The 23,104-nt window shown below is 50.4% G+C and carries 19 protein-coding genes and 1 tRNA gene; 3 read left to right on the forward strand and 17 right to left on the reverse strand.

Going from position 1 to position 23,104, the window contains the following annotated elements; genetic code table 11:
• Positions 1 to 187: 187 nt before the first annotated feature.
• The 9 genes from ACTQZS_RS12170 to ACTQZS_RS12210 all read right to left on the reverse strand — a co-directional run bounded on the left by ACTQZS_RS12170 (position 188) and on the right by ACTQZS_RS12210 (position 10,582).
• A complete protein-coding gene (locus tag ACTQZS_RS12170) occupies positions 188 to 961 on the reverse strand; it encodes a prepilin peptidase (RefSeq protein ID WP_441476049.1) in 774 nt (257 codons plus the stop codon).
• Between the two features lie 75 nt (positions 962 to 1,036).
• On the reverse strand, positions 1,037 to 1,612 hold the full coding sequence (locus tag ACTQZS_RS12175; RefSeq protein WP_441476050.1) for a hypothetical protein: 576 nt from the start codon (positions 1,610 to 1,612) through the stop codon (positions 1,037 to 1,039).
• A gap of 82 nt (positions 1,613 to 1,694) precedes the next feature.
• Positions 1,695 to 2,909 carry a type II secretion system F family protein gene (locus ACTQZS_RS12180; protein ID WP_441476051.1) on the reverse strand — a complete coding sequence of 405 codons (1,215 nt, stop codon included), beginning with the start codon at positions 2,907 to 2,909 and terminating at the stop codon, positions 1,695 to 1,697.
• A 14-nt stretch (positions 2,910 to 2,923) separates the two neighbouring features.
• On the reverse strand, positions 2,924 to 3,973 hold the full coding sequence (locus ACTQZS_RS12185; protein ID WP_441476052.1) for a type IV pilus twitching motility protein PilT: 1,050 nt from the start codon (positions 3,971 to 3,973) through the stop codon (positions 2,924 to 2,926).
• A gap of 395 nt (positions 3,974 to 4,368) precedes the next feature.
• The gene (locus tag ACTQZS_RS12190) at positions 4,369 to 4,566 is read right to left on the reverse strand and encodes a hypothetical protein (protein WP_441476053.1); all 198 of its coding nucleotides are present in this window, start codon (positions 4,564 to 4,566) and stop codon (positions 4,369 to 4,371) included.
• Positions 4,567 to 4,569: 3 nt separating this feature from the next.
• Positions 4,570 to 6,246 carry a GspE/PulE family protein gene (locus ACTQZS_RS12195; protein WP_441476054.1) on the reverse strand — a complete coding sequence of 559 codons (1,677 nt, stop codon included), beginning with the start codon at positions 6,244 to 6,246 and terminating at the stop codon, positions 4,570 to 4,572.
• A 268-nt stretch (positions 6,247 to 6,514) separates the two neighbouring features.
• Positions 6,515 to 7,450 carry a Fic family protein gene (locus tag ACTQZS_RS12200; protein ID WP_441476055.1) on the reverse strand — a complete coding sequence of 312 codons (936 nt, stop codon included), beginning with the start codon at positions 7,448 to 7,450 and terminating at the stop codon, positions 6,515 to 6,517.
• A 464-nt stretch (positions 7,451 to 7,914) separates the two neighbouring features.
• Complete coding sequence (locus ACTQZS_RS12205) at positions 7,915 to 8,988, reverse strand: uroporphyrinogen decarboxylase family protein (protein ID WP_441476056.1); 1,074 nt, start codon at positions 8,986 to 8,988, stop codon at positions 7,915 to 7,917.
• A 211-nt stretch (positions 8,989 to 9,199) separates the two neighbouring features.
• Positions 9,200 to 10,582, reverse strand: a complete 1,383-nt coding sequence (locus tag ACTQZS_RS12210; RefSeq protein ID WP_441476057.1) for an MFS transporter — start codon at positions 10,580 to 10,582, stop codon at positions 9,200 to 9,202.
• Between the two features lie 367 nt (positions 10,583 to 10,949).
• Between ACTQZS_RS12210 and ACTQZS_RS12215 the strand changes: the two genes are divergently transcribed.
• Positions 10,950 to 12,581: a PucR family transcriptional regulator gene (locus ACTQZS_RS12215; RefSeq protein ID WP_441476058.1), complete on the forward strand. Its 1,632-nt coding sequence runs from the start codon at positions 10,950 to 10,952 to the stop codon at positions 12,579 to 12,581.
• 117 nt (positions 12,582 to 12,698) lie between these two features.
• Here the strand turns inward: ACTQZS_RS12215 and ACTQZS_RS12220 are convergent, their stop codons facing one another.
• Positions 12,699 to 13,445, reverse strand: coding sequence for a YdcF family protein (locus ACTQZS_RS12220; RefSeq protein WP_441476059.1), 747 nt, complete (start codon positions 13,443 to 13,445; stop codon positions 12,699 to 12,701).
• A 114-nt stretch (positions 13,446 to 13,559) separates the two neighbouring features.
• Positions 13,560 to 13,634: transfer RNA gene (locus ACTQZS_RS12225), tRNA-Pro, on the reverse strand.
• A gap of 289 nt (positions 13,635 to 13,923) precedes the next feature.
• Here ACTQZS_RS12225 and ACTQZS_RS12230 point away from each other — a divergent pair.
• Positions 13,924 to 14,205, forward strand: coding sequence for a BrnT family toxin (locus tag ACTQZS_RS12230; RefSeq protein WP_441476060.1), 282 nt, complete (start codon positions 13,924 to 13,926; stop codon positions 14,203 to 14,205).
• The gene (locus tag ACTQZS_RS12235; RefSeq protein ID WP_441476061.1) at positions 14,202 to 14,432 is read left to right on the forward strand and encodes a CopG family antitoxin; all 231 of its coding nucleotides are present in this window, start codon (positions 14,202 to 14,204) and stop codon (positions 14,430 to 14,432) included. The genes ACTQZS_RS12230 and ACTQZS_RS12235 overlap by 4 nt, the downstream gene beginning before the upstream one ends.
• Before the next feature lie 89 nt (positions 14,433 to 14,521).
• On the opposite strand, the gene leuD is transcribed toward ACTQZS_RS12235, so the two are convergent.
• From leuD to ACTQZS_RS12265, 6 genes are all read right to left on the reverse strand, one after another.
• Complete coding sequence (leuD, locus tag ACTQZS_RS12240) at positions 14,522 to 15,010, reverse strand: 3-isopropylmalate dehydratase small subunit (protein WP_441099969.1); 489 nt, start codon at positions 15,008 to 15,010, stop codon at positions 14,522 to 14,524.
• A 12-nt stretch (positions 15,011 to 15,022) separates the two neighbouring features.
• Positions 15,023 to 16,288 carry a 3-isopropylmalate dehydratase large subunit gene (gene leuC / locus ACTQZS_RS12245; protein ID WP_441476062.1) on the reverse strand — a complete coding sequence of 422 codons (1,266 nt, stop codon included), beginning with the start codon at positions 16,286 to 16,288 and terminating at the stop codon, positions 15,023 to 15,025.
• Positions 16,289 to 16,697: 409 nt separating this feature from the next.
• Complete coding sequence (gene ilvC / locus ACTQZS_RS12250; protein WP_441099967.1) at positions 16,698 to 17,717, reverse strand: ketol-acid reductoisomerase; 1,020 nt, start codon at positions 17,715 to 17,717, stop codon at positions 16,698 to 16,700.
• Between the two features lie 239 nt (positions 17,718 to 17,956).
• Positions 17,957 to 18,457 carry an acetolactate synthase small subunit gene (ilvN, locus tag ACTQZS_RS12255; protein WP_441099966.1) on the reverse strand — a complete coding sequence of 167 codons (501 nt, stop codon included), beginning with the start codon at positions 18,455 to 18,457 and terminating at the stop codon, positions 17,957 to 17,959.
• A gap of 312 nt (positions 18,458 to 18,769) precedes the next feature.
• On the reverse strand, positions 18,770 to 20,926 hold the full coding sequence (locus tag ACTQZS_RS12260; RefSeq protein WP_441476063.1) for an RNA degradosome polyphosphate kinase: 2,157 nt from the start codon (positions 20,924 to 20,926) through the stop codon (positions 18,770 to 18,772).
• A 199-nt stretch (positions 20,927 to 21,125) separates the two neighbouring features.
• Positions 21,126 to 22,673: a Ppx/GppA phosphatase family protein gene (locus ACTQZS_RS12265; RefSeq protein WP_441476064.1), complete on the reverse strand. Its 1,548-nt coding sequence runs from the start codon at positions 22,671 to 22,673 to the stop codon at positions 21,126 to 21,128.
• Positions 22,674 to 23,104 lie beyond the last annotated feature (431 nt).

Here is a 23,104-nt window from a genome sequence, read left to right on the forward strand (position 1 = left end):
CTCATTCCCGTTATGTTTTTTTCCTCGTGATACAGACTATTCTCTATTATAGCAGATCAGATCAAGTTCATATACCCTTCTGTTTGTCATATCGCACAGATCAGGTACTTCCTATTGTGAAACGATTCGAAAAACGTTTATGAATTCCTCTTCTTTAAATCTTACCGCGCGGATCAGGTACTTCCTGTCAGAACAGGCTCAGGTACCACCCGGTTACGGCTTGGCCGAACAGGATGCTGATCCAGCTTGCGATGGAGATTGCCGGGCCGAAGGGGATTCTGTGTTCTCTGCGGATCACGGCAAAAATGAGTCCAACAATGCAGGACAGGATCAGATTGAACAGTCCGGTTACCGGTCCGGTGAAGAGCCCCACCATAAAGAAAAGCTTGATGTCTCCGCCTCCGAGTCCTTCCTTGCCGGTGACCCTGTCAAAGAGAAGTGAAAGCAGAAGCAATGCCCCTGCAATGACGGCTCCGCCCAGAAGGCCCGAGATCAGCTGGTCTTTGATTTTTTCCCCGGTGAAGGGAAGGGTAACCGCCCACAGCACAATACCTGCCACGATGAAGCCGTTCGGAATTTCAAAGGTATCCAGGTCGGTCAGGGAAAGTCCGAGAAGGATACAGGACAGGATCATGTACCGAATCGTGAGAATGCTGATCCCGTATCGGAGATATACACCTGTGAAGGCGCAGGCGAGAATCAGCTCCGCGATCATGTACCGCGGGGAAATCTTCTCATGGCAGTACCGGCATCTGCCCTTCAGGAACAGGTAGCTGAAGATCGGCACCAGGTCCGCCGCTGAAAGCGGATGACCGCAGACCGCACAGTGGCTTCTGCCCTTCAGCACGCTCTCGCCGTGCACAATCCGCCACGCAAGGCAGTTGATAAAGCTGCCGAAGACGGCGCCGAAGACGAAGCTGACGACACCGCCGTATATTGTCAGAAATAGAGTCGGTTCCACCTCGATTCCCCTTCTTATCAAATGCACAGTTCAAATACACAACTCAAATACACAGCTCAAATAAACAGCTCAACTTCATGAAGATGCAGCCGCGCTGAGACCAGCGATTTTCGTCCCGGTTTTCGCGGCATCTTTCTCGATCTGATCCTTCTGCTCTGTGTTCAGCCGACGTCTTTCACTGACGGTCATGAGGGTGTAGTCGTAGGCGGTCAGTGTGTGTCCCTGCCATCTTGGGTGAACCACCGTCCCGTTGTCCTCCACGGATAGCGCGAGAAGCTGCCCGCCGTTCTTTCCTCCGAGATTTGGAATACCGAGTGCTCCTGTCTCACCGTTCGCGTTGTGCCTGCGGTCGGAGCGCCCGTACCCCTCGATCTTTCCGATCTCATCCCAGCCGAGCATCCGGCTGTTGACAGCGTCGAAATAGTAGGTGACATCACCTCCGAACCCGTCTTCCATGTACTGGACCTTCGCTGCCTTGATAGCATTCTCGACCTGGTTCCGGTCGAAGGTCATCTTCGCATCGTTCAGGTGGCGGATATACATTCGGACCGCAAACATGCCGCAGAAAATAATCACCGCGATCAGAAGAACTGCGGTCAGGTTCGCGATTCCCCGCTTATTTCTGATTATCGATCGATTTCGCTTCCCCATTCTTGCCGTTCCTCAGTTTCCATTCGTTCTCTGATCTGCCGTTCCCCTGCTTCAGTTCATTCTCTGATCCGCCGTTCCTCTCTTACATCAGGTTGTACATCGTGAACATCGGCAGGTAGACGGAGATGACGATGAACCCGGCAAAGAAGGCCAGGAAGATCAGGAGCGTCGGCTCCAGCTTTGCCAGTGCCTGTTTCGTCCTGTAGTCCGCTTCGTTGTTGTAGTACTCTCCGATTGTCTGAAGGGTATCCTCCAGCGAACCGGTTTCCTCTCCGATCGCGGTCATCTGTTTGAGGTTGTCCGGAAAATAGACGCTCGCCTCGATGCATTTGCCCAGGGGCTGTCCTTCCTCGATCTTCGGCTGCATGGCCGCTACGTCACGCCGGAACAGCTCATTGTCCATGACCTTTGCCGTTACCGCCACGGCATTGTTGACCGTAAGGCCGGATGCCAGAAGCACAGACATTGTATCCGCGAACTGAGCAGCACTGTTGGCTGTGTTGATTTTTCCCATGACAGGCATCCGAAGCTGGAGCTTTCCCTTGACAAGCGCGCCCTTATCGGTCCGGAAGTACACAGACAGTCCAATCACGGCTGCCAGAATGACAATCACAAACAGTCCCCACCACTTTGCGAAGAAATTTGAAATTGCGATGGTGATCTGTGTCATCATGGGCAGATTGCCGCCGAGTGACTCAAAGGTGCTCGTAAGCGTCGGGATCACCTTCGCCATGATGATGATCAGGACAATGATCGCTACGATGACGACAAAGATCGGATAAGTCATCGCCGCCTTGATCTTCTCCTGATTTTTGCTTGCGTTTTCATAATAGATCTGCATCTTGGAGAAGGAGTTCTCGATGGTACCTGACTGCTCACCTGCCCGGATTGTTTCAATGAAGGTCGATGGAAAAACGCCTTTCCCGTTTCGTTCGAGGCTGGACGCAAGGCTGCTTCCATCCTCAACTTCAGCGGCAACCTCCTGCAGCATCTTCTTCAGTTTTTTGTCCTCGGTCTGTTCGGCGATCATTGAGATGCACCGCCCGACCGGCATACCCGATCTCAGCATTACGGCAAACTGGGAGCAGATAACGGAAAGCATCTTGGCGTTTACCTTCGGTTTCCCGCCGAACTCCATGGACAGCACATTACGGGATTCTTTCACAGCGGAAATCTCAGTGATGATCGGGCAGCTCTGCCGGATCTTCTGCACCGCTGAATACTCATCCGGCGCCTGCACGACACCACGGATTGATTTGCCGTCGGTATCAATGGCGCGGTACTGGTATGTAGTCATATGCTATTTCCCTCTCAGAACATGAATTTCTTCTTCATATAGTCGGTATCGTTGCAGGCCTCCAGTGCGGTCTCCGGCGTGATCTTGCGGTCCGCAGCGAGCTCGAGGAGGAAGTTGTCCATTGTAACGCTGCCCTCCGCTGCAGATGTGAGCATCGCAGAATGCATCTGCGGTGTTTTGCCCTCGCGGATCAGATTTCGTATCGAAGTCGTGACGATCATGACTTCCGCCGCAAGAATCCGGCCCTTGCCGCCTGCTCTGGGCAGAAGCTGCTGCGAGAGAACCGCATTCAGTGTGGTCGACAGCTCCATACGGATCTGCGGCTGTCTCTCTTCCGGAAAAACGCCGACCATGCGGTCGATGGAATCGACGGCGGAGTTCGTGTGAAGCGTCGCAAAGACGAGGTGACCGGTCTCTGCTGCCGTCAGTGCCGTCTCGATTGTGGTCAGATCACGCATCTCGCCGATCAGAATGACATCGGGGTCTTCCCGCAGAACCGCCCGGAGTCCGTCCTCGTAGCTTCTGGTGTCTGTTCCGATCTCTCTCTGGTTGATGATGCTCTTCTTCGGCTCGTACAGGTACTCGATCGGATCCTCCAGTGTTACAATGTGCTCTGCCCGTGTTTCATTGATGCGATTCAGAAGCGCTGCGAGTGTTGTGGATTTTCCGGAACCGGTCTCACCGGTGACGAGCACGATGCCTTTCCGGTAATTGGCAAACCTCTCTGCCGCCTTCGGCAGTCCCAGCTCCTCGACCTCCGGGATATGATTGCTCAGGATACGCAGTGCTGCTGAGATATGGCCTCTCTGGTGGAACAGGTTGATACGGACACGCTCACCGCCGATGGACGCCGCCATGTCCAGTTCTCCGATATCACGAATGGAATCGTAATGCTCTCCCGCCAGTTTCTCGGCTATTTTTTTGCAGTCATCATCGCTCAGAACATCACTTGTCAGATCCTGAAGTATTCCGTCCACACGAATTTTCGGCGGAAGTCCGCAGATCAGGTGGATATCCGATGCGCGCATCGCTGCTGCTGTCATAACCATTTGGTCGACCTTCATAAATTAAATCCTTTCGTTTGTCATAGGCGGAAACCCACTACCTTCAGGTGGTGGGAGGAGCCTGGTTGTGGTATAATTGACACTGAGCTACCTATACAAGAGAAAACCGTTAGTTCCGGCTCAGAACGAGGCACTCTTTGTTCCTTGAAAAGTATATATGAGGTTTTAATGTGAAATCCTAGCATTATGTAAAATATACTAAGGTTTAACATGTTTGTACTGCACGGGAAGTTTTAGTACCTGATACAGACAGTAACTACGAAATCGTAGTTACGGCAGAGCAAGCTCTGCCGTAAAGGGTGCTGTCAATCACCCCATGATGTAACGCCACTCTAGATAGCAGTATCTATTGGGGTTAAAGGTCGGAGACGTAAGTCGTTAGTACGACTGGGCAGTTACAAGCCCATGACCTTTAGGTCGTGGGTAGTTGACCATTTCTTTATGCCTCTCATTTTCCGAACCGCTCTATTCATGTCAACTGTCCCTGCAATTCTATTCAAGTCGGCTGTCCCTGCAATCATAAATAGATCCCGGATTTCAAATAAGCTTATGAACTCCTGGGTTGCTGCAAAGCAGACCGTCTTCACATCCATTACTTAATCTGTAATACTTATCGTACGAATAATTTCATCAACTGTTGTGATTCCGTCTTCTACCAGTTTATCTGCATGTTCCAGCATTGTCACGTAGTTTGTTTTTTCTGCCAGCTTCGTGAACTCCTGTTTGTCACCGCCGGAGGTGATGCAGTGACGGAGCTCATCGTTCATCATCAGGATCTCGAATACGCCGATTCGCCCGCGGTAGCCGGAATGGTAGCAGTTGTCGCAGCCCCTTCCGTGGTAGAACTTTCTTCCGGGATAATTGTGAATTCTGGCGAGGGACAGCGATGCCGCCTCGGGCGTGTATTCTTCCTTGCAGGTGGGGCAGATTCTCCGCAGAAGTCTCTGAGAAATGATGCCTCGAAGGCCGGCGGAAATCAGGTACGGAGCGACGCCCATATCCTTCAGACGGTCGATGGCTGATACCGCGTCCTCCGTGTGAATGGTCGTGATCACGAGATGTCCGGTCATTGCGGCGCGCATCGCAATCTCTGCAGTCTCGCCGTCACGGATCTCGCCGACACAGATGATGTCGGGGTCCTGTCGCAGAATCGAACGAAGTCCGCTGGCGAATGTCAGTCCGACTTTCTCGTTGATCTGCACCTGAGTGGCGCCCTCGATGTGATACTCCACCGGATCCTCCAGCGTGATCAGGTTCGTGTACTCACTTAACAGCTCCTGCATCAGGGCATACATCGTCGAAGATTTTCCGCTTCCGGTTGGACCCACGATCATGATTACCCCGCTGGTATTCTTGAGCAGTCGGTCGATCTTCGCGTTCTCGTCCTGCGGAATTCCAATTCCCTCTCGGGTCAGCATGGAGCCCTCTGTACCGAGAATTCGGATTACGATTTTTTCTCCATAGATCGTCGGAAGCGTGGACATACGCATATCGACATCGTTCTGTTTCAGCTTCAGAACCGCCCGGCCGTCCTGCGGGATTCTTTTCTCAACGATATTCAGATGTGCCATGACCTTCAGTCTGGATGTTACCGAGCCCATCAGGTCGCCGGGGATCGTCATGATCCTGTGAAGCCGCCCGTCTACACGAAGGCGGATGACCATTTCCGTCTCGGTCGGCTCAAAGTGAATATCGGATGCCTTCTCATTGTAGGCGCGCTCGATGATCGAATTCACCAGTCGGATCGTCGGCGCATCCTCGACATCCTCTTCCTCCGGTGTCTTGATCTCGTCCTTTGTCAGCCCGGCATCCGCCATCATCTGCGCCATTGCCTCGGCGGCGCCCTCGTTGCTGTAGAGTACATTGATCGCATGCTCCACGGCAGCCTGCGAAGCGATCATCGGAATGATCTTCTTCTTCGATGTATCATGCGCCTCCTCCAGCGCCATGAAGTTCAGTGGATCCGCCATCGCCAGGAACAGCGAGTCCTTGGAGACGGAAACCGGAACAATCAACGCTTTCTTCGCCAGAGACTTTGGAATATATTTTGACATCGTCGGATCAATATCGGCCTTGCCCAAATCGATGTAATCGATACCGAGCTGAATACGAAGGGTATCGATCAGCTGCGCCTCCGTGATGAATCCGTTATCAATGAGAACCTGTCCGAGCCGCTTCTTCTGCTCCTTCTGCATCCGAAGCGCCTGATTCAGCTGATCCTCTGTAATCACATGCGACGAGACAAGCATATCTCCCAGTCGTTTATTCTTCATAAACAAAGTCCTTTCGTTTGCTGCAGACGGAAAACCACTATCTTCAGGCGGTGGGCAGTTGACTCCACATCCCCTCTATCGCCAAGGTTTTTATCCCATATATTCATCATGCCAGAAACTAAACCCAAATATACAACAAACCCAAAATACTGTCAATTTCAGCGGATGTGACGATGAACTGCACCACGATGAGCCGTACCACGATGAGCTGAATCACGTTGAACTGCACCACGATTACCTGCGTCACGATGACCTGCACAACAGGTCGCTATTTCTCTGCTTTGCCGCAGGGTATTCCGAGCGTCTCCAGAAGAGCCTTGAAAGTATCCTGACCGTCAAGACAAGTGTCTGTCAACCATCCTTTTTCTTGTTTCCAGTTCGCCAAGCCGCGATAGTAGAAAGCTTTTTTGCTGTCCTCAATGAGAAATGGCACGATGTTGTAACGGAGGCACTCTTTTAATGCCACAAGTCTTCCAACTCTCCCGTTCCCGTCCTGAAACGGGTGAATGTATTCAAACTCCGCATGGAAGGCGATTATGTCATCCATCGTTACCCGCCTTACCTGTTCGATTCCATTATAACGGTGAAGAAGATCGCTGATCCGTTTATGCACCTCCTCCGGTCTTGCCGTCTCGTGTCCTCTGACCATATTGGGGCGTTTCTTGTAATCCCCGACAGCAACCCAGTTCAGCGCGGCGTCCCTTGTATCATATTTCAGAATATAATGCAGTTGTCGGATAATCTCCTCTGTCAGTTTTTCCTCTGCATGATCAATCACATAATCGATTGCCCGAAAGTGATGTATGGTTTCCATAATATCATCCACAAGTACGCCTTCACCCGCATCAATCGTATTCGTCTCGAAAATCAGCCTTGTCTGATCTTCCGTCAGCCTGCTGCCCTCGATATGGTTGGAGTTATAAGTCATGCGAACCTGAAGCTCGTGGTAGAGACCGCCGGAAATCTTCGCCTCTTTCTCATCCCTGAGTGTCTGAAGAATGATGTTATCAGAAACCTCCCGCATAAGTTCTGCCGAATCACATCGGAGATAATCCGCAATTCTCTGCAGGGTTCTCCCTGAAAGTTTCTCCCCCTTCCCGATCTTTGCAATCGTCCGGCTGGAGAGACCGATGCGTGCTCTCAGATCAGTTTTTGTAACTCCCTTCTCTTTCAGTTTTCGGTTCAGTCCATCGTAATTGAACACCGGAAATTCGAACCTCCTTTTAAATGCTTTACTTATTTTAGCATGATCCCGGAATATTAGTAAAGTTTTCTGGCCGTTCGATGTTTCAAAAGTAAAGCATCGGCTACTATTCTGCCTGCACCGTACGTAATCCGTGTACTTCCCATGATATGACCTTCGCGCCATTTCACCACTCACAAGCAAGGCCGGTGAAATGGATGCAAGGATGATAAACTGGAGTAAAAGTTCTGTATCTGATACCGATAAGAAGAAACGGGCCGGCATACTGCCGACCCGGTAATTGCTTCTTATTTACGCGAACAGTGAGCCGCAGCCGAATGCGAAGTATTCGTGTGCGGCGAGCGTCGCGATAGCGAGATAAAACTCGCGCAGCGTGTTTTATCTCGTTTCCCTTTGAATCTTTGTAATTGGTTTACGAATTCCGTCCTTCTCATTGATTCGCAAATCCAGACCTTCTGACTGGTTTACGAATCCTGATTTGAGATTTCCTTCGACGCCTTGTCCACATGGGCGAACAGTGGATCTGCCTTGTTGCCGGATTTTCCGGTGTAGCCGAATTTTTCCTCAGAGATCTTGTCTATAGTCTCCGATACGGCCTCGTATACCCCCGGATAAGTGCTCTCCGGACCGCCCATCGTTGTGCTCGGAATGAAATACATGTTTCCGCATGCTTCCACCACGCCGCGGACCACCTGTTCGATGCCCTCTCTCGTCCAGTCAACGCGATCCACCTTCCCGTTATCGATGCCGCCCTGGAACGAAATCTTTCCGCCGTATTTCCGGATCAGCTCCGGCACATTGTTGGTACTCATGACGCCCTGCCAGATATCCACACCCATCTCGATCATATAGGGCACAAGTGTTGCCGCATAGGAATCGCTGTGATGAACGATCAGCTGCACGCCATGATCCTTGTAATAGCCATAGATCTTCTTGTAGGCAGGAAGAATAAACTCTTCAAACATCGCCGGGCTCATAAATGTGGATTTCTGGCTTCCCCAGTCATCATGGTGGAACAGTGCATCCGGATGGAGATGACGGATTACCTGCTCAGCGCATTGAATCTCCCAGTCTGTCAGGAAATCAATCAATTCATGCATTTCGTCCGGGCTCTCATAGAAGGCCATCATGCACTCCTCCATGCCCATCAGATAATGGAGTTTTTCAAAGATTCCGGGCGCAATGAAGTTTGCGACGAAATACTCATTCCGGTCAATAGATTCCGCCTGCTGCACAAACGGTGCCCATGCTTCCTCCGGAAAATCTACGGCAGGCGCCTTGACATAATCTCTCCAATGCTCAATATCCTTGATGACTACCTTTTCCGGGCTGGTATCCGGGAACGGACCCGGCACGTAATCCGGGAATTCGATCGTCACACCCCAGCCGTTCACCGCCGTTCCACCTCTCGGGCAGTTGCCAAGCGCGTTCAGCAGCACCGGATCAAACACCTGCTGCATGTACTCATACTGATTGACCAGCCGGTCCGGATGACCGCCGTGAATCGTCTCCAATAAATTCTGTCTTCTTGTCAGCATATAATCTCCTCCTTTTCGCTTCACCAATATTTCCATTCACAGATATAATGCCATTCACCATTTTACTGCGCAGATATGATGTTCCTTCACCTTTTCTCTTCGAAGATATGTTGTTCCTTCACCTTCTCTCTTTACAGATATGTTGTTCCTTCACCTTCTCTCTTTACAGATATGCCGCTCATTTCAGATGCGGTTATCCATATTCTGCTCTTTATTTTTCCGTATTTTCTCTGCCCAGCCGGTAGCCGAAAGCAAGGATCACTGCGCCTGCAATTACTACAAGAGCAGGAATGATCATAAAGCCAATGCAGATTCCCCGTTTCATCTGCTCCGTAGCCTGTGAGGGATCCACCGTTGCCGAAAAACCGCCGATCGCAAGGGCTGCGGAAATCAGGATGCCCCGCATTACGATTCCAAATTTCACTGGAACGGTGAGAAGACCCATGACAGTTCCGGTCGTATCAAACCCGGTTTTTGCCGAGCTGAATTGAGCGCACGTAGCAAAAAGTTCCGGATCACAGGTGGTAGTGATATTCATGGCGAAAAAAGTAACAGCCATCAGGATGATCACCGGAATCCATTTTTCGTAAATCACAAATGCAGCAAGCATGGCGATTCCCATGATGAGATATGCGCACACGACGGTCTTCTTGGCCCCTGCTCTGGCGACGAAGAATCTTGAAATGTACGATGCCAGAACTCCCAGGAGATTTGTGATCAGCATGAATGCCGCAAACATTGCCGGTTTCAGTGCTATATACTGGAAGTAATAAATCGCAATACCATTTACAAGAAACAGAACCATGTACTTTGTAGTGGAAGAAAGCATTAAAGCCAGCAGATGCGGATTACATCTGACCGCTGCGATTGCACTCACCTTCGGCACGCTTTCTGCCTGCTTCTGCTTTGCAATCCGGGCGAGTTCCTCCTCCCCGGTTTCCTCATAGCCCTTGAACATCTTGAAATGCGCGAAGTATGCAGCAGCCATGAATGCGCCAAATACAAATACAAATGCAGTTGCCGCATAAGCATTTTTCTCACTCAGAGCCGCAGTAAAACCGGCTACAACCATCGGTCCGAGATAAGAATAAACAACACTGCCAAGCGCGGTCCACACATTTCGGATCGAAGAAAGCGCCATCCTGTCTTCTGTTGTCTTTCCAGCGATATTGATCATTGAGATATTCGCAATATACGGAATATTCCATGCAATCCGGCTTGTGATCATGGCAATGGTCATCACAACTACCATCACAGTCGTATTGCCGAGTTTTACAAATTCGAACATGTAAAGGAACGGCACCATCCACGGCGTAAGCACCAGCCATGAACGGTATCTCCCCCATTTGCCCGGCTTGATCTTGTTCATCCATGCCCCGTAGAGACAGGAAAGGATCAGATCGACGACCGCAGAAATCGTCGTGATCACCGACACCGTCGCCAAAGGCAGAAGCGCTATGTTAATGAAAAAATAAGAAGCATAAAAGGTATCGATATTCGTCATCAATGTAAAGCCGAAATCTCCAATACCAAAAAATGTTTTCAACGACCTGCTTAAGGGTTTCGCCGGCCTTACCTGTGATTCTGTCTGCACAAATATCCCTCCTCCCGTTATATCCAACGAAGTCCACATCTGACTGCTGCTATTTTCCCCTCTGTCCTGTTCTCCGCAGCAGTTCCCTATCGTCAGCTGTATGTCAATCTGCGGCGCCGTTCCTTCATACAACTGCTTTTGATATTTCCATAGTACATCCTCACCCGCATACCGAAAATGTCGAAAACGCACATGATTAATTGATTTTTTCATTAATTACATATGCAACTACAGCACTATTGTATCTCTAAATATTGTTTTCTCTGACCGCTTTCGTTAGAATAAAACTGCACCCGTAAAACCTGAGCATGACAGGACTATCTGAAAAAATCAGAGAAACAACAGGAAAAACCGACGAGGATAAGAAATGAAACTTAGTATGTGGATGATTGCCAATCGTCTGATGCCGTTGATGGCAGATGACCTGACGCTTCAGATTCGTGATACCGCGAAAGCTGTTCTGAACAGTGCCCGGCTCGCCTACGCGACCAACTGTGTATATGTGTACGAAGAAGACAACTCCGTCATCTTTAACGGGGAGGGAGACATCATCCGGGTGAAAGGACTCAGAGCCATAGAAGCCTTTGAGCTTCTCCAGGGTGTATTTGACTATTATCAGGACTGGGAATCTCAGGTGGAAGACGATGCAGAGCATGGAAGGTTCCAGAATATCGTTGATCGCTCGGAACGGATTTTCCAAAACCCGCTGCTGATCCAGAATGCAAACAGCCGTGCTCTCGCCATGTCACATGTGGACGACCTGTCCCAGATGGACGCGGAATGGCAGTACATTGCCCGCACCGGCTACTCTTCTCTCCAAAGCATTCATCTGATACGCTATGATAATGCCGCTATGGAATCGAGACTTCAGAACGGGAGTCATACCTTCCAGTGGCGAAAAAATGAGCAGATGACACTCAACGGTCTGACGGAGGGACTTGCCTTTGACTCTGCCGCCTGCGGCAGAATCACGCTTCTGGAGAAGAACAGACCTGTAAACCCTGGAGACGCACAGCTTCTCCACCGTCTGGGGCAGATTCTTCAGGCATATATGGGAAAAACAATAAAGAACGAGAATGATTCCGCCAATGTATTTTTTCGCCTGATCCAGAAAAAAGCAGTCAATCCCAACGATCTGAAAACACAACTTCAATTTTATAACTGGAAGGACGATGATGTCTTTCAGGTCGTCCTGCTGAAACCCCAACAATTCGGTGACAGCTACACGGACCAAAAAGCTCTCAGCATCATACAGCACTCGATTCAACAGACCTTCCCGGAATGCGTCTGCCTCAGAATCTCCGAATACGTGGTGCTGGTTGCTGTGGAAAGCACGTTCATGCGAACAGAGTTTATGTCCTTCCTGAAAAGTTTTTCCGCGCGTAATCTTGTGGCCATCGGCTTCAGTCTCCCGGAACCGGGCCTTCAAGAACTATCCTATATGTTCCGACAGGCGGAATTCGCTCTAAATCAACGCAGAATGCCTCGGAACAATATCCCGCAGGTGACCGGGGCCGAATGCTGTTCATCTTCAGACCGCCCTGTTTCCAAGAATACAATTTCTGTTCCAACCGATGACTTTCCAGTTTCGGGAAACTTTTTTCCCCTTTCTGGCGACAATCTGATCCGCAATTTCCGCTCCTACGGGAACCGCTTTCTACTCGGGAGTGATCCGGCAGACGAAAAGCTGCATTTCTGCGATCCTGTCATCCGCTATCTCTGGAAACAGAAAAGTAATGGAAAGCCAGAGCTTTTCGACACGCTGAAATCCTTTCTGAACCATAACCAGTCCACGCAGAAAACTGCCGATGCCATGTTTCTGCATCGAAATACTGTGAACAAAAGAATCCGGACCATAAGAAACCTTATGCACTGCGATTCTTTTGGCCCGGATCTGTCCCTCTACCTGCAGCAGTCCATTCTTCTGCTGGAAATGAGCGGACAAACAGCAATTAGCACGGATATAAACACAGATATAAAATATAAAAGCGATGAATAATAATGAATACAACAGAACGCACAATGAAGTGATTTCCGGAGCGTCTTATACCAGGAGATGAACAGGAGAGGGGAATCAGAAGTTCCAGTACACGGCCACTTTCACGATAAGGAACACTCAGAAGTTCCCCCACATGACTTCTTTCACGATACCGAGACACTCTCTGAGGATGTTATTTGGAAGATACAGCGGTGTGGAGCCCGCCGCAATCCCCCGGCAGTTCCGGTATCCGTATTTCTTCGCGAGCTTCAGGCTGCGGAACACATGAAAATTGTTCGTCACAATTCCCACGGAATCCTCCTTCCGGTTCAGAAACCGGCTGCTGAATTCCAGATTCTCCACAGTTGTCGTGGATTTGTCCTCCTCCAGGATCTGGTTCTCCGGGATGCCTTTCTGGACAAGATATTCCTTCATTGCCTCCGCTTCCGTGCAGGGCTCATTCGGTCCCTGCCCTCCGCTGACGATGCATACCGTATCCGGGTTCTCCGCCAGATACGCCGCCGCTGCATTCAGCCTGCTTCTCAGCACCCGGCTCGGTCCTGACTCTCTGACCTGCGCGCCGAGAACGATAATCTCGTCAAGTCCGTCCGGCGCCCTGTCGTGGAAATGAGTCATGATGCATGCCGTTCCTGCTGCCACGATAACCACAGCGGCAGTGACCAGAACCGCCAGAGCGATCCGGACGACAGGCGGAACGGCGTGCCAGTGATTCCCATTCGTCATATATCCCGCCCAGATAATAAATGCCCCGATCAGAAACCATATTGCAAAAAATTTCGTACCCGACGCCGCGGCAAGGATCAGAAAGCCGTAACCTATGGCAGCCGCTCCGAGTATAAATAACAAAATGCCCACTTTCTTCACCTCATGCTCTCCTCAAAATCAGTCTTCCGGTTTGTTAGAACAGACAACCTGTCTGCGTTTTCGACGGGCTTATATAGAAAAAAAGAGGACCTCCAAACGGAGATCCTCAAACAATCGGGGTAACAAGATTCGAACTTGCGACCTCACGGCCCCCAGCCGTGCGCTCTAGCCAAACTGAGCCATACCCCGGTAATCAGATGCTGTAGATGAACATTGATCATAGTACCCTTGCTCACAGCACTTGATCATTATAACGCAAAGATCACACAATGTAAATCTATTTTTTCAATCCGACATTATCCTATATTAATTCGTACATCTATCGTCAGTTTTCTTTGTAGTACCAGGTCTGTGCAAATCCTGATTAAAAATATTTCAAGTACCCGACCTGTCGGCTTGATAGGTAGCCTATTATCGCTTGACGCAGGCGTATAATTATATTATAATTATAATGTAATTATAGAAGGGCGGTGAATCTGTGGATTTTCAGTGGGACCAAATCAAAAATGAAATAAACCAAAAGAAGCATGGAGTATCATTCGAGGAAGCAAAAACCGTGTTTTATGATGAACAGGCCTTGTTAGAATATGATGAGTTACATTCAGACAGCGAGGACAGATTTCGTATATTGGGACGCAGTGCCAGAGGTAATATTCTTCTTGTCGTACATTGCATACGAGAAGAAAAGATAATCCGTATCATATCTTCCAGAAAAGCTACTGCAACTGAAAAAGCGGGCTATGAAAGGAGCATACAATGACAGAAAAAGATGATTTTTTAGAAAAAGAATTTGATTTTAGCAAGGCGGTTAAAAATCCATATGTAAAGGCCCTGAAAAGGCAGGTAACAATTAACCTTGATGAAAATGTCATTATTTATTTTAAAGGTAAAGCAGACCAAACAGGCATTCCTTACCAGACATTAATTAATCTTTACCTAAAGGATTGCGTAACAAATAACCGTAATCTTGAGCTGACCTGGAAGTAAGTGCACTTTAATATTCTGACGAAAAAGTGCTGTGGGATTTTCCCGCAGCACTTTTGGGTCAGGCGACAGCCGAAGCCTTCGGCTGCTCCTCAGTTCTCCTCGTTGATGTAGTTGACGAGGCCGCCGGCAGAGATGATCTTCTGCATGAACGGCGGGAATGGCTGTCCCTGATACTCCGTACCCTTTGTCAGGTCGTAGATTTTCCCGGAGTCGAAATCCACCTTCACCTTGTCTCCGTTCTCGATCGCCTTTGCCGCCTCCGGACATTCAATGATTGGCAGTCCGATATTGATCGAGTTGCGGTAAAAAATTCGCGCAAAGGTCTCGGCGATGACGCAGCTTGCGCCTGCGGCCTTGATGGCCAGCGGCGCGTGCTCACGGGAGGAGCCGCAGCCGAAATTCTTGTTCGCCACGATGATATCGCCCTTCTGGAATTTGTGCACAAATTCCCTGTCGATATCCTCCATGCAGTGTGTCGCGAGCTCCGCCGGATCTGAAGAGTTCAGATATCTGGCGGGAATGATTACGTCGGTATCTACATTGTCACCATATTTGAATACTGTTCCCTGTGCCTGCATCTTACTTCCTCCTTATAAGCCGAGCTCTGCCGGAGAGCTGATCTTTCCAGTGACCGCGCTTGCCGCCGCTACCGCCGGGCTTGCGAGGTAAACCTCAGATTTCACGTGTCCCATCCGTCCTACAAAGTTACGGTTTGTCGTGGAGATGCATTTCTCACCCTCTGCCAGGATTCCCATGTATCCGCCGAGGCAGGGTCCGCAGGTCGGTGTGCTTACGACAGCGCCGGCCTCGATAAAGGTCCCGATCAGTCCTTCCTTCAGTGCCTGCAGATAGATCGCCTGCGTCGCCGGAATGATGATGCAGCGGATGTTCTTCGCCACCTTGCGGCCCTTCAGGATTTCCGCAGCCTCACGAAGGTCCTGAATTCTTCCGTTCGTACAGGATCCGATGACGCTCTGATCAATCCGGATCTCTCCGCAGTCATCGATGGTATGCGTGTTCTCCGGCAGATGCGGGAAGGAAACCGTGGACTTCAGCGCAGAGAGATCAATCGTCACCGTTCTCTCGTACTCCGCGTCCGGATCCGCTTCATAGACAGTCCAGCTCTTTGTGGAATGCTCCTTCATATATTCGATGGTCTTGTCGTCTACCGGGAAGATTCCGTTCTTGCCGCCCGCCTCGATCGCCATATTCGAGATCGTCAGACGGTCATCCATTGTCAGATCCGCGACACCGTCTCCGGTGAACTCAAGGGACTTGTAGAGTGCTCCGTCTACGCCAATCTCTCCGATCAGGTGAAGGATAACATCCTTTCCGCTGATCCATTTATTTTTCCTGCCGGTCAGAACGACCTTGATGGCGGAAGGCACCTTGAACCATGCCCTGCCGGTGGCCATTCCCGCAGCCATGTCCGTGCTTCCGACGCCGGTGGAAAATGCTCCTAACGCGCCGTAGGTGCAGGTATGGGAATCCGCTCCGATGACAACGTCGCCGGCAACCACGAGTCCCTTCTCCGGAAGAAGCGCATGCTCGATGCCCATCTGTCCGACGTCAAAATAATTCGTGATGTCATACTTCTGTGAAAATTCACGCACCTGCTTGCAGTGCTCTGCGGATTTGATATCCTTGTTCGGGATAAAATGATCCATTACCAGTGCGATCTTGTCCTTGTCAAAAACCTGCTGCTTTTTGAAGCCGTCCATGACGTCGATGGCTACCGGTGTGGTAATGTCATTTCCAAGTACGAGATCCAGCTTCGCCTCAATCAGCTGACCGGCAGTTACACTGTCCAGTCCGGCTGCGTGCGCGAGGATCTTCTGTGTCATCGTCATTCCCATCTGTTTGTCCTCCATAAACATTCATGTAAAAAAATGCAGTAACCGCCATGCTCTGCCCTGCTGCATAACGAGATTCGGGCCGGCTCTCATTCCGGCATCCTGTTCCGGGTATCGATATACAGTATCATCCAATGCCATACAATATATCATGCAGTGCCATACTGGCTGCATCACGAATACGGCCACGACACTGTGCATAACGCCAGATCCTGTATATTTTACAACAATTCGCGGATTCCGGCAACGAGATAAAACACGCTGCGCAAGTTTTATCTCGCTATCGCGACGCTCGCCACAAACGAATACTTCGCATTCGGCTGTGGCTCACTGTTCGCGTAAACTAAAACAAGCCAGGGGCATTCTCAGCCCCCGGCTTATATGGATACTTTTGTATATGTGGAAATGGGGATTAGTTGTTGATCAGCTTGTCCTCATCGTTCCAGCTGTACAGCTTGCGGATCTCAGCTCCGACCTTCTCTGACGGATGCTCGGAAGCGAGCTTACGAAGCGCCTTGAAGTGTGCCTGGCCGCCTGCCGGGCTCATGTCAAGCAGGAAGTCCTTCGCAAAGGTACCATCCTGAATGTCGGACAGAACTTTCTTCATTGCCTTCTTTGTCTCAGCGGTAACGATCTTCGGTCCGGTGATGTAATCGCCGTACTCAGCAGTGTTGGAGATGGAATATCTCATTCCTGCGAAGCCTGACTGATAGATCAGGTCTACGATCAGCTTCATCTCATGGATGCACTCGAAGTATGCGTTTCTCGGATCATATCCAGCCTCGCACAGAGTCTCGAATCCAGCCTGCATCAGAGCTACAACGCCGCCGCAAAGAACAGCCTGCTCACCGAACAGGTCAGTCTCTGTCTCGGTTCTGAAGTCGGTCTCCAGAAGTCCTGCACGGGCTCCGCCGATTCCTGCGCCATATGCAAGGGCAAGATCCTGTGCATGTCCTGTGTAATCCTGCTCAACAGCGATCAGGCAGGGAGTTCCACGTCCTCTGAGGTACTCGGAACGAACAGTATGGCCTGGTGCCTTCGGTGCGATCATGGTGACATCGACATTCTTCGGCGGGATGATCTGGTTGAAATGGATGTTGAAGCCATGAGCGAACATCAGCATATCTCCCTCTTTCAGGTTTGGCTCGATGTCCTTCTTGTACATAGCTGCCTGCAGCTCATCGTTGATCAGGATCATGATGATATCTGCCTGCTTTGCAGCCTCAGCCGCTGTATAAACCTTGAAGCCCTGCTCCTCGGCTCTCTTCCAGGATTTGCTGCCCTCATACAGGCCGACAATGACGTCGCATCCGGAATCCTTCAGGTTCAGTGCATGTGCATGACCCTGGCTGCCGTAACCGATGATGGCGATTTTCTTGCCGTCAAGCAGAGACAGATCGCAATCTTCCTGATAAAACATTTTCCATGCCATAATACAAGTTCCTCCATATAATTTTAGATTTTGCCGTATACAGTGGCTTATTCTGCCGTATACAGCGGCTTATATATGTTAAAGAGTAAACTCTTTAGCTAACTGATTCTATCGGGTGTGCCGCAAGTGCCGCAGCAAATCTGGCGGTCCCTGCGAAAGAGTGACATTGCAGGAACGTTTGCTGCCAGACAGCACGCCGGTCCGCCGGCTCCTGCGAACGGATGATATTGTACAGCCGTTCAGTCCAGATATGTGACATCGTCCATTCCTCTGGACAGTGCGGTGATTCCGGTACGCGCCAGCTCCAGTGTCTCGTATTCCTTTGTAAGCTCGAAGAATGCCTCAAGCTTGCTCTGAGATCCGGTCAATTCAATGATGATGGAATTGAGTCCCACATCAACGATCTTCGCGCGGAAAATATTCGCTACCGCAAGGACCTTGTCTCTCTCCGCTTCGCTGACCCGAAGCTTCAGCAGCGCCAGCTCGCGGATAACGCTTGTGTCCGCGTCCAGAATCTTTATATCTCTGACATCCACCTGCTTCTGAACCTGGTTCTTGATCTGCTCAAGAACAAGCTCGTCTCCGCTGGTCACAATTGTGATTCTGGTGAACCGCGGATCCGCGGTTACGCCTGCGGTAATGCTGTCAATGTTATAGCCGCGTCTCGCGAAAAGTCCTGCGATTCTCGTAAGGACTCCCGATGTATTGTCAACCAGGATCGATAAAATTCGCTTTTCCATAACTGCCATTCCCTCTATTACTTCAAACTCTTTGTATTCTACTATGTGGAATTTCATTTGTCAACAAGTTGAATGATTTTCACCTTGTTGAAGTCTGTATTATCTCTCCAGCTGCAGACATCTTCATTTTTCCCTGTCCGTCATGAAATCCTACAGGAATGCATTTGAAATTTTTTCGCTCCCTGAAGACGATATTAGAATACATTTTCCCGGGTACGTCTGCAAGTCAAAAATTTTCTGTATCTGGACAAGTCTTGCTGAATTGTGTTCACGTTCAACATGAATGCTATTATTCACAAGAGCACAACAATCTTACGCTTCCTCCGGCACGGTCACAGGTTCCGCGGGAATGAAGACACGGCTGTCGCCGCTGTTCTTTTGCTGCTTCGCCATCTCCGTTGCCTCCCGGCAGAAGTAATCCTGCGCGATGATCCGTTCCTTGCCTTCCAGATCCTGCTTCTTGTAGGTTCCGTCCGGCTGGAGGATACTGGCCTTTACGGTATCCGCAAGCTGAATCTCCAGGATGTGCATTGCCTGCTTCTTCGTCTCCGGCTGCAGGAGCGGGAAGACGATCTCGACACGTTTGTCCAGGTTGCGGGGCATCCAGTCCGCGCTGCCCATGTAGACATCCTCGCTGCCGTTATTATAGAAATAGAAGATTCTTGCGTGCTCCAGGAAGTTTCCGACAATCGATCGCACAGTGATGTTCTCGCTGATGCCCGGGATTCCGACCTTCAGGCAGCAGATTCCGCGGACGATCAGATCAATCCGTACGCCCGCAGCAGAAGCCTTGTAGAGGGCCGCGATAATTTCCGGATCGCACAGGGAGTTCATCTTCGCCACGATTCTTGCCTGCTGTCCCTCGCGCGCATGTTTTTCCTCCATACGAATCAGATGCAGGAAGCGGTCACGCATCCAGATCGGCGCAACGATGAGATCATTCCAGCGGTCCGGCTCGGAGTATCCCGAAATCATATTGAAGACCGCGGTGGCATCCTCGCCGATGTTCTCATCACAGGTCAGAATGCCGCAGTCCGTGTACAGCTTCGCGGTGGAATCGTTGTAGTTTCCGGTTCCGAGATGAACATATCTGCGGATACCGTCCTCCTCCTTCCGCACGATCAGCGTGATCTTGCTGTGTGTCTTCAGTCCGACCAGTCCGTAGATGACATGGCAGCCGGCTTTTTCCAGCTTCTGCGCCCAGACGATGTTGTTCTCCTCGTCGAACCGTGCCTTCAGCTCGACCAGAGCCGTCACCTGTTTGCCGTTTTCCGCCGCCTGCGCGAGCGCAGCGATGATCGGGGAATGGCCGCTGACACGGTAGAGAGTCTGCTTGATGGCGAGTACATTCGGATCAGACGCTGCCTGCTTTACAAAATCGACAACCGGCTGGAAGCTCATGTAGGGATGATGCAGGAAAATGTCACCCTTGCGGATGTTGGTGAAAATATCATCATCGTTCTGAAGCGCCGGCACATCCGCCGGGGTATACTTCGGAACCTTGTACTGATCAAATCCTTCTATTCCGTAGACCTTCATCAGGAACGTCAGATCGATAGGCCCCGGGATATAGAAGATATCCGGCTCCCGCACCTGGAACTCCTCTTTCAGAATCTGCAGAAGCTCCGCTTCGATGCCCTCTTCCACCTCCAGACGAATGACCTCGCCCCACTGTCTCTTCCGCAGCGACTTCTGAATCTCCACCAGAAGATCGGCTGCCTCATCCTCATCTATGCCAAGCTCCGCATTTCTCATGATCCGGTAAGGGTGCGCGCATACAACCTCGTAGCCAAGGAACAGCCGGGAGATATTTCTCTCGATGATCTCATCCATCAGAATGATGGCGCGCTCAGACGCATCCTTCTCCGGCAGCTCGATGAATCTCGGCAGAACAGACGGCACCTGCACGGTAGCGAACAGCGTCCGCCCGTCGTCACTCCCTTTCTTGCGGATCAAGGCTCCGATGTTCAGTGTCTTGTTCCGAATCAGCGGGAAGGGTCTGGAAGAATCCATCGCCATCGGCGTCAGTACCGGGTAGACATTCTCGTTAAAATAATCATCAATGTACGAAGCCTGCTCCGGAGTCAGCTCCTCATGACTGTTGAACACATGAAGTCCCACTTCTCTCAGCTTCGGAACCAGCTCGTTGTTGTAGTTGTCGTACTGATCCTTTACCATCGCGTGCGTGGCGTCAAGGATCGCGTCGATCTGCTCTCCCGGCGTCATGCCAGCGATATCCGGCTTATTGTAATCGCTGTGCATCTGGTCCTTCAGGGACGCTACGCGGACCATGAAGAATTCATCCAGGTTTGAGGAGGTGATGCTCTCGAACTTCAGTCTCTCAAACAGCGGGATGGTACTGTCCTTTGCCTCATGCAAAATCCGCTCATCAAAACGGATCCAGGAAAGCTCCCTGTTCCAGTAATATTCCGGTTTTGCATATTCTTCGTACTCAGCTTTCATTTTCATAACTATATTCCTTTCGATTGTCACAGGCAGAACCCCACCGCCTTGAGGCCGTGGGCAGCTGACAAAAATCTCTCATTCCTATGCTTTCTGCACCTTGCTGTGCTTTCTGCATCCTGCTGTACTTTCAGCACCCACGCTGCGCTTTCTGCACCTTGCTGCGCTTTCTGCATCTTGCTGTACATTCTGCACATTCCTGTGCTCAGACGATCCGTTTCAGCTTGATCACCGGACGGACGCCAAATACTTCGTTGAAAAAGTCAATCTCCGGCTGGAGCATGCCCTCTTCAAGGGCAAAGCTCTCGCGAACCTCAACGCGGATGACAATCTTCTGTTTCTTCATCTCTGTGCTGATGTTCAGGATCTTCTGTCTGTGGCTCCGGTCAAGTCCGTTTGCCAGACGGATGATCGCGACAAAAGCAGCGACCTTCAAATACCGCTCCGTATCCAGACTGGATTCCATGACGATATCCTCGTGCTGCGGAAAATCCTCCTGTACATACCGGGCCGACAGAGCGATGATCTCCCGCTCCGCGTGAGAGAGACCGATGATTTCATTGCTCATGATGATATTCCTGGAATTCTCGCCGATCTGGTTGAAACCGATAAACTTTCCAACGTCATGAAGCATGACAGCGACCCGGAGCATCAGCCGGTCCCGTCCGGTCATGCCCGTCAGAGGAAGTGTCGCGTCAAAAAGGCTCATGGCCGTCACATCCATATTGTTGATGTGCGGCGCGCTGACCGCGTAGCGAATGGCGATATTCTTCGCACAGGTTACGATATCATTCTCAAAATCATGCTTTGCCTTGAAGATATCGTGTGCTTCCGCGAACTCATAGGCGAGACCTCTCTGCAGATGTGTGCCAGGCGTCCAGATGTTCACGGGATCCAAGTCCGTTACGATCTTGTGATAAATGATGGCGGACGGCCGGAGCAGGGACGCGTACTCCACTGCGATATTATTCTCCATCGCAAGGTCGGCCACCGATTTTCCGCCGATCCTCTTGTACCACTTCTCGAACTTATCCCTTGTCAGGATTCGTGTCGAGCGGTCTCTGTGCTTCGGATCCTGGAAAATCATCTCCGTGATGAAATCTCCATTCAGAATAATGTTCTCAATCTTCAGATCCCGGATATACATGCTGCGGAACAGATTGAGATCATGCTGAATCAGCTGCTCGACCAGATCCTCATAATTGTCTGTCCTGCCCATGGCATTCTGCAGCTTTTCCCGGACACGGAGATTTCCGATCTTCATGTTCTGTGTAACGATCAGCTCGGATTTGTTAAAAATCGAGATCTGAATACTTCCTCCGTCCAGATCGACGACAGCGGTTCCCTCGCGGATCATGTCCTCGAAGCATCCCGCAATGGAGGCAACCGCCTTGTAGCTCAGGAACCGCTGTTCCGAGTTGCTCAGAATCCGGACATCCAGTCCTGTCGTCTGGCGAATCTTGCCCAGAATGAACAGATCATTTTCCGCCTCGCGGATCGCGCTTGTCGCGATCGCGCTGTAGCCATCCACCTTGTAGGTGTCCATAATCTTCCGAAAATCCGTCAGGACATCACAGAGCTCATCGACCATTTCAAAGCCGATTCTTCCGGTGGAAAAAGAATCATGCCCGAGCTCAATCTTGTGCGCGACCTTATCGATACAATGAATACCGTTTTTCCTGGAAATTTCAAAAATCTCAAGAGAAACCTCATAACTTCCGATGTGGATTGCGCCGAATGTTAAAAATGCCATTTTATATGACCCCCAAATGACTAGAATAAACCGGTTACAGTATAGGCAATATCTTCCGGAATAGACATATTTTGTGTTCTAAATGCCTGTTAACTCTGTGTAACAATTTTAATTTGCCGCTTTCGCGTCTCTTCATGCTCAGACTTGTTGCCTTCGAAATCGCAGGCAGGCTCTTACACACGCTCCGCGTGTGACGATCCTGACTGCGTTTTCGAAGAGCTCTCTGCTCTACATGACTGTATAAGCTACGGATTGCTCCGTGCTTCGCACTCCCGCAATCCTACAAATCTGAGCATTCTCGAGCCGCTTTTGCGTCTCTCCATGCTCAGACTTGTTGCCTTCGAAATCGCAGGCAGGCTCTTACACACGCTCCGCGTGTGACGATCCTGACTGCGTTTTCGAAGAGCTCTCTGCTCTACATGACTGTATAA

Origin of the sequence: Bilifractor sp. LCP19S3_H10 (genome assembly GCF_052119185.1) — a bacterium.
Lineage (GTDB): Bacteria > Bacillota > Clostridia > Lachnospirales > Lachnospiraceae > Bilifractor.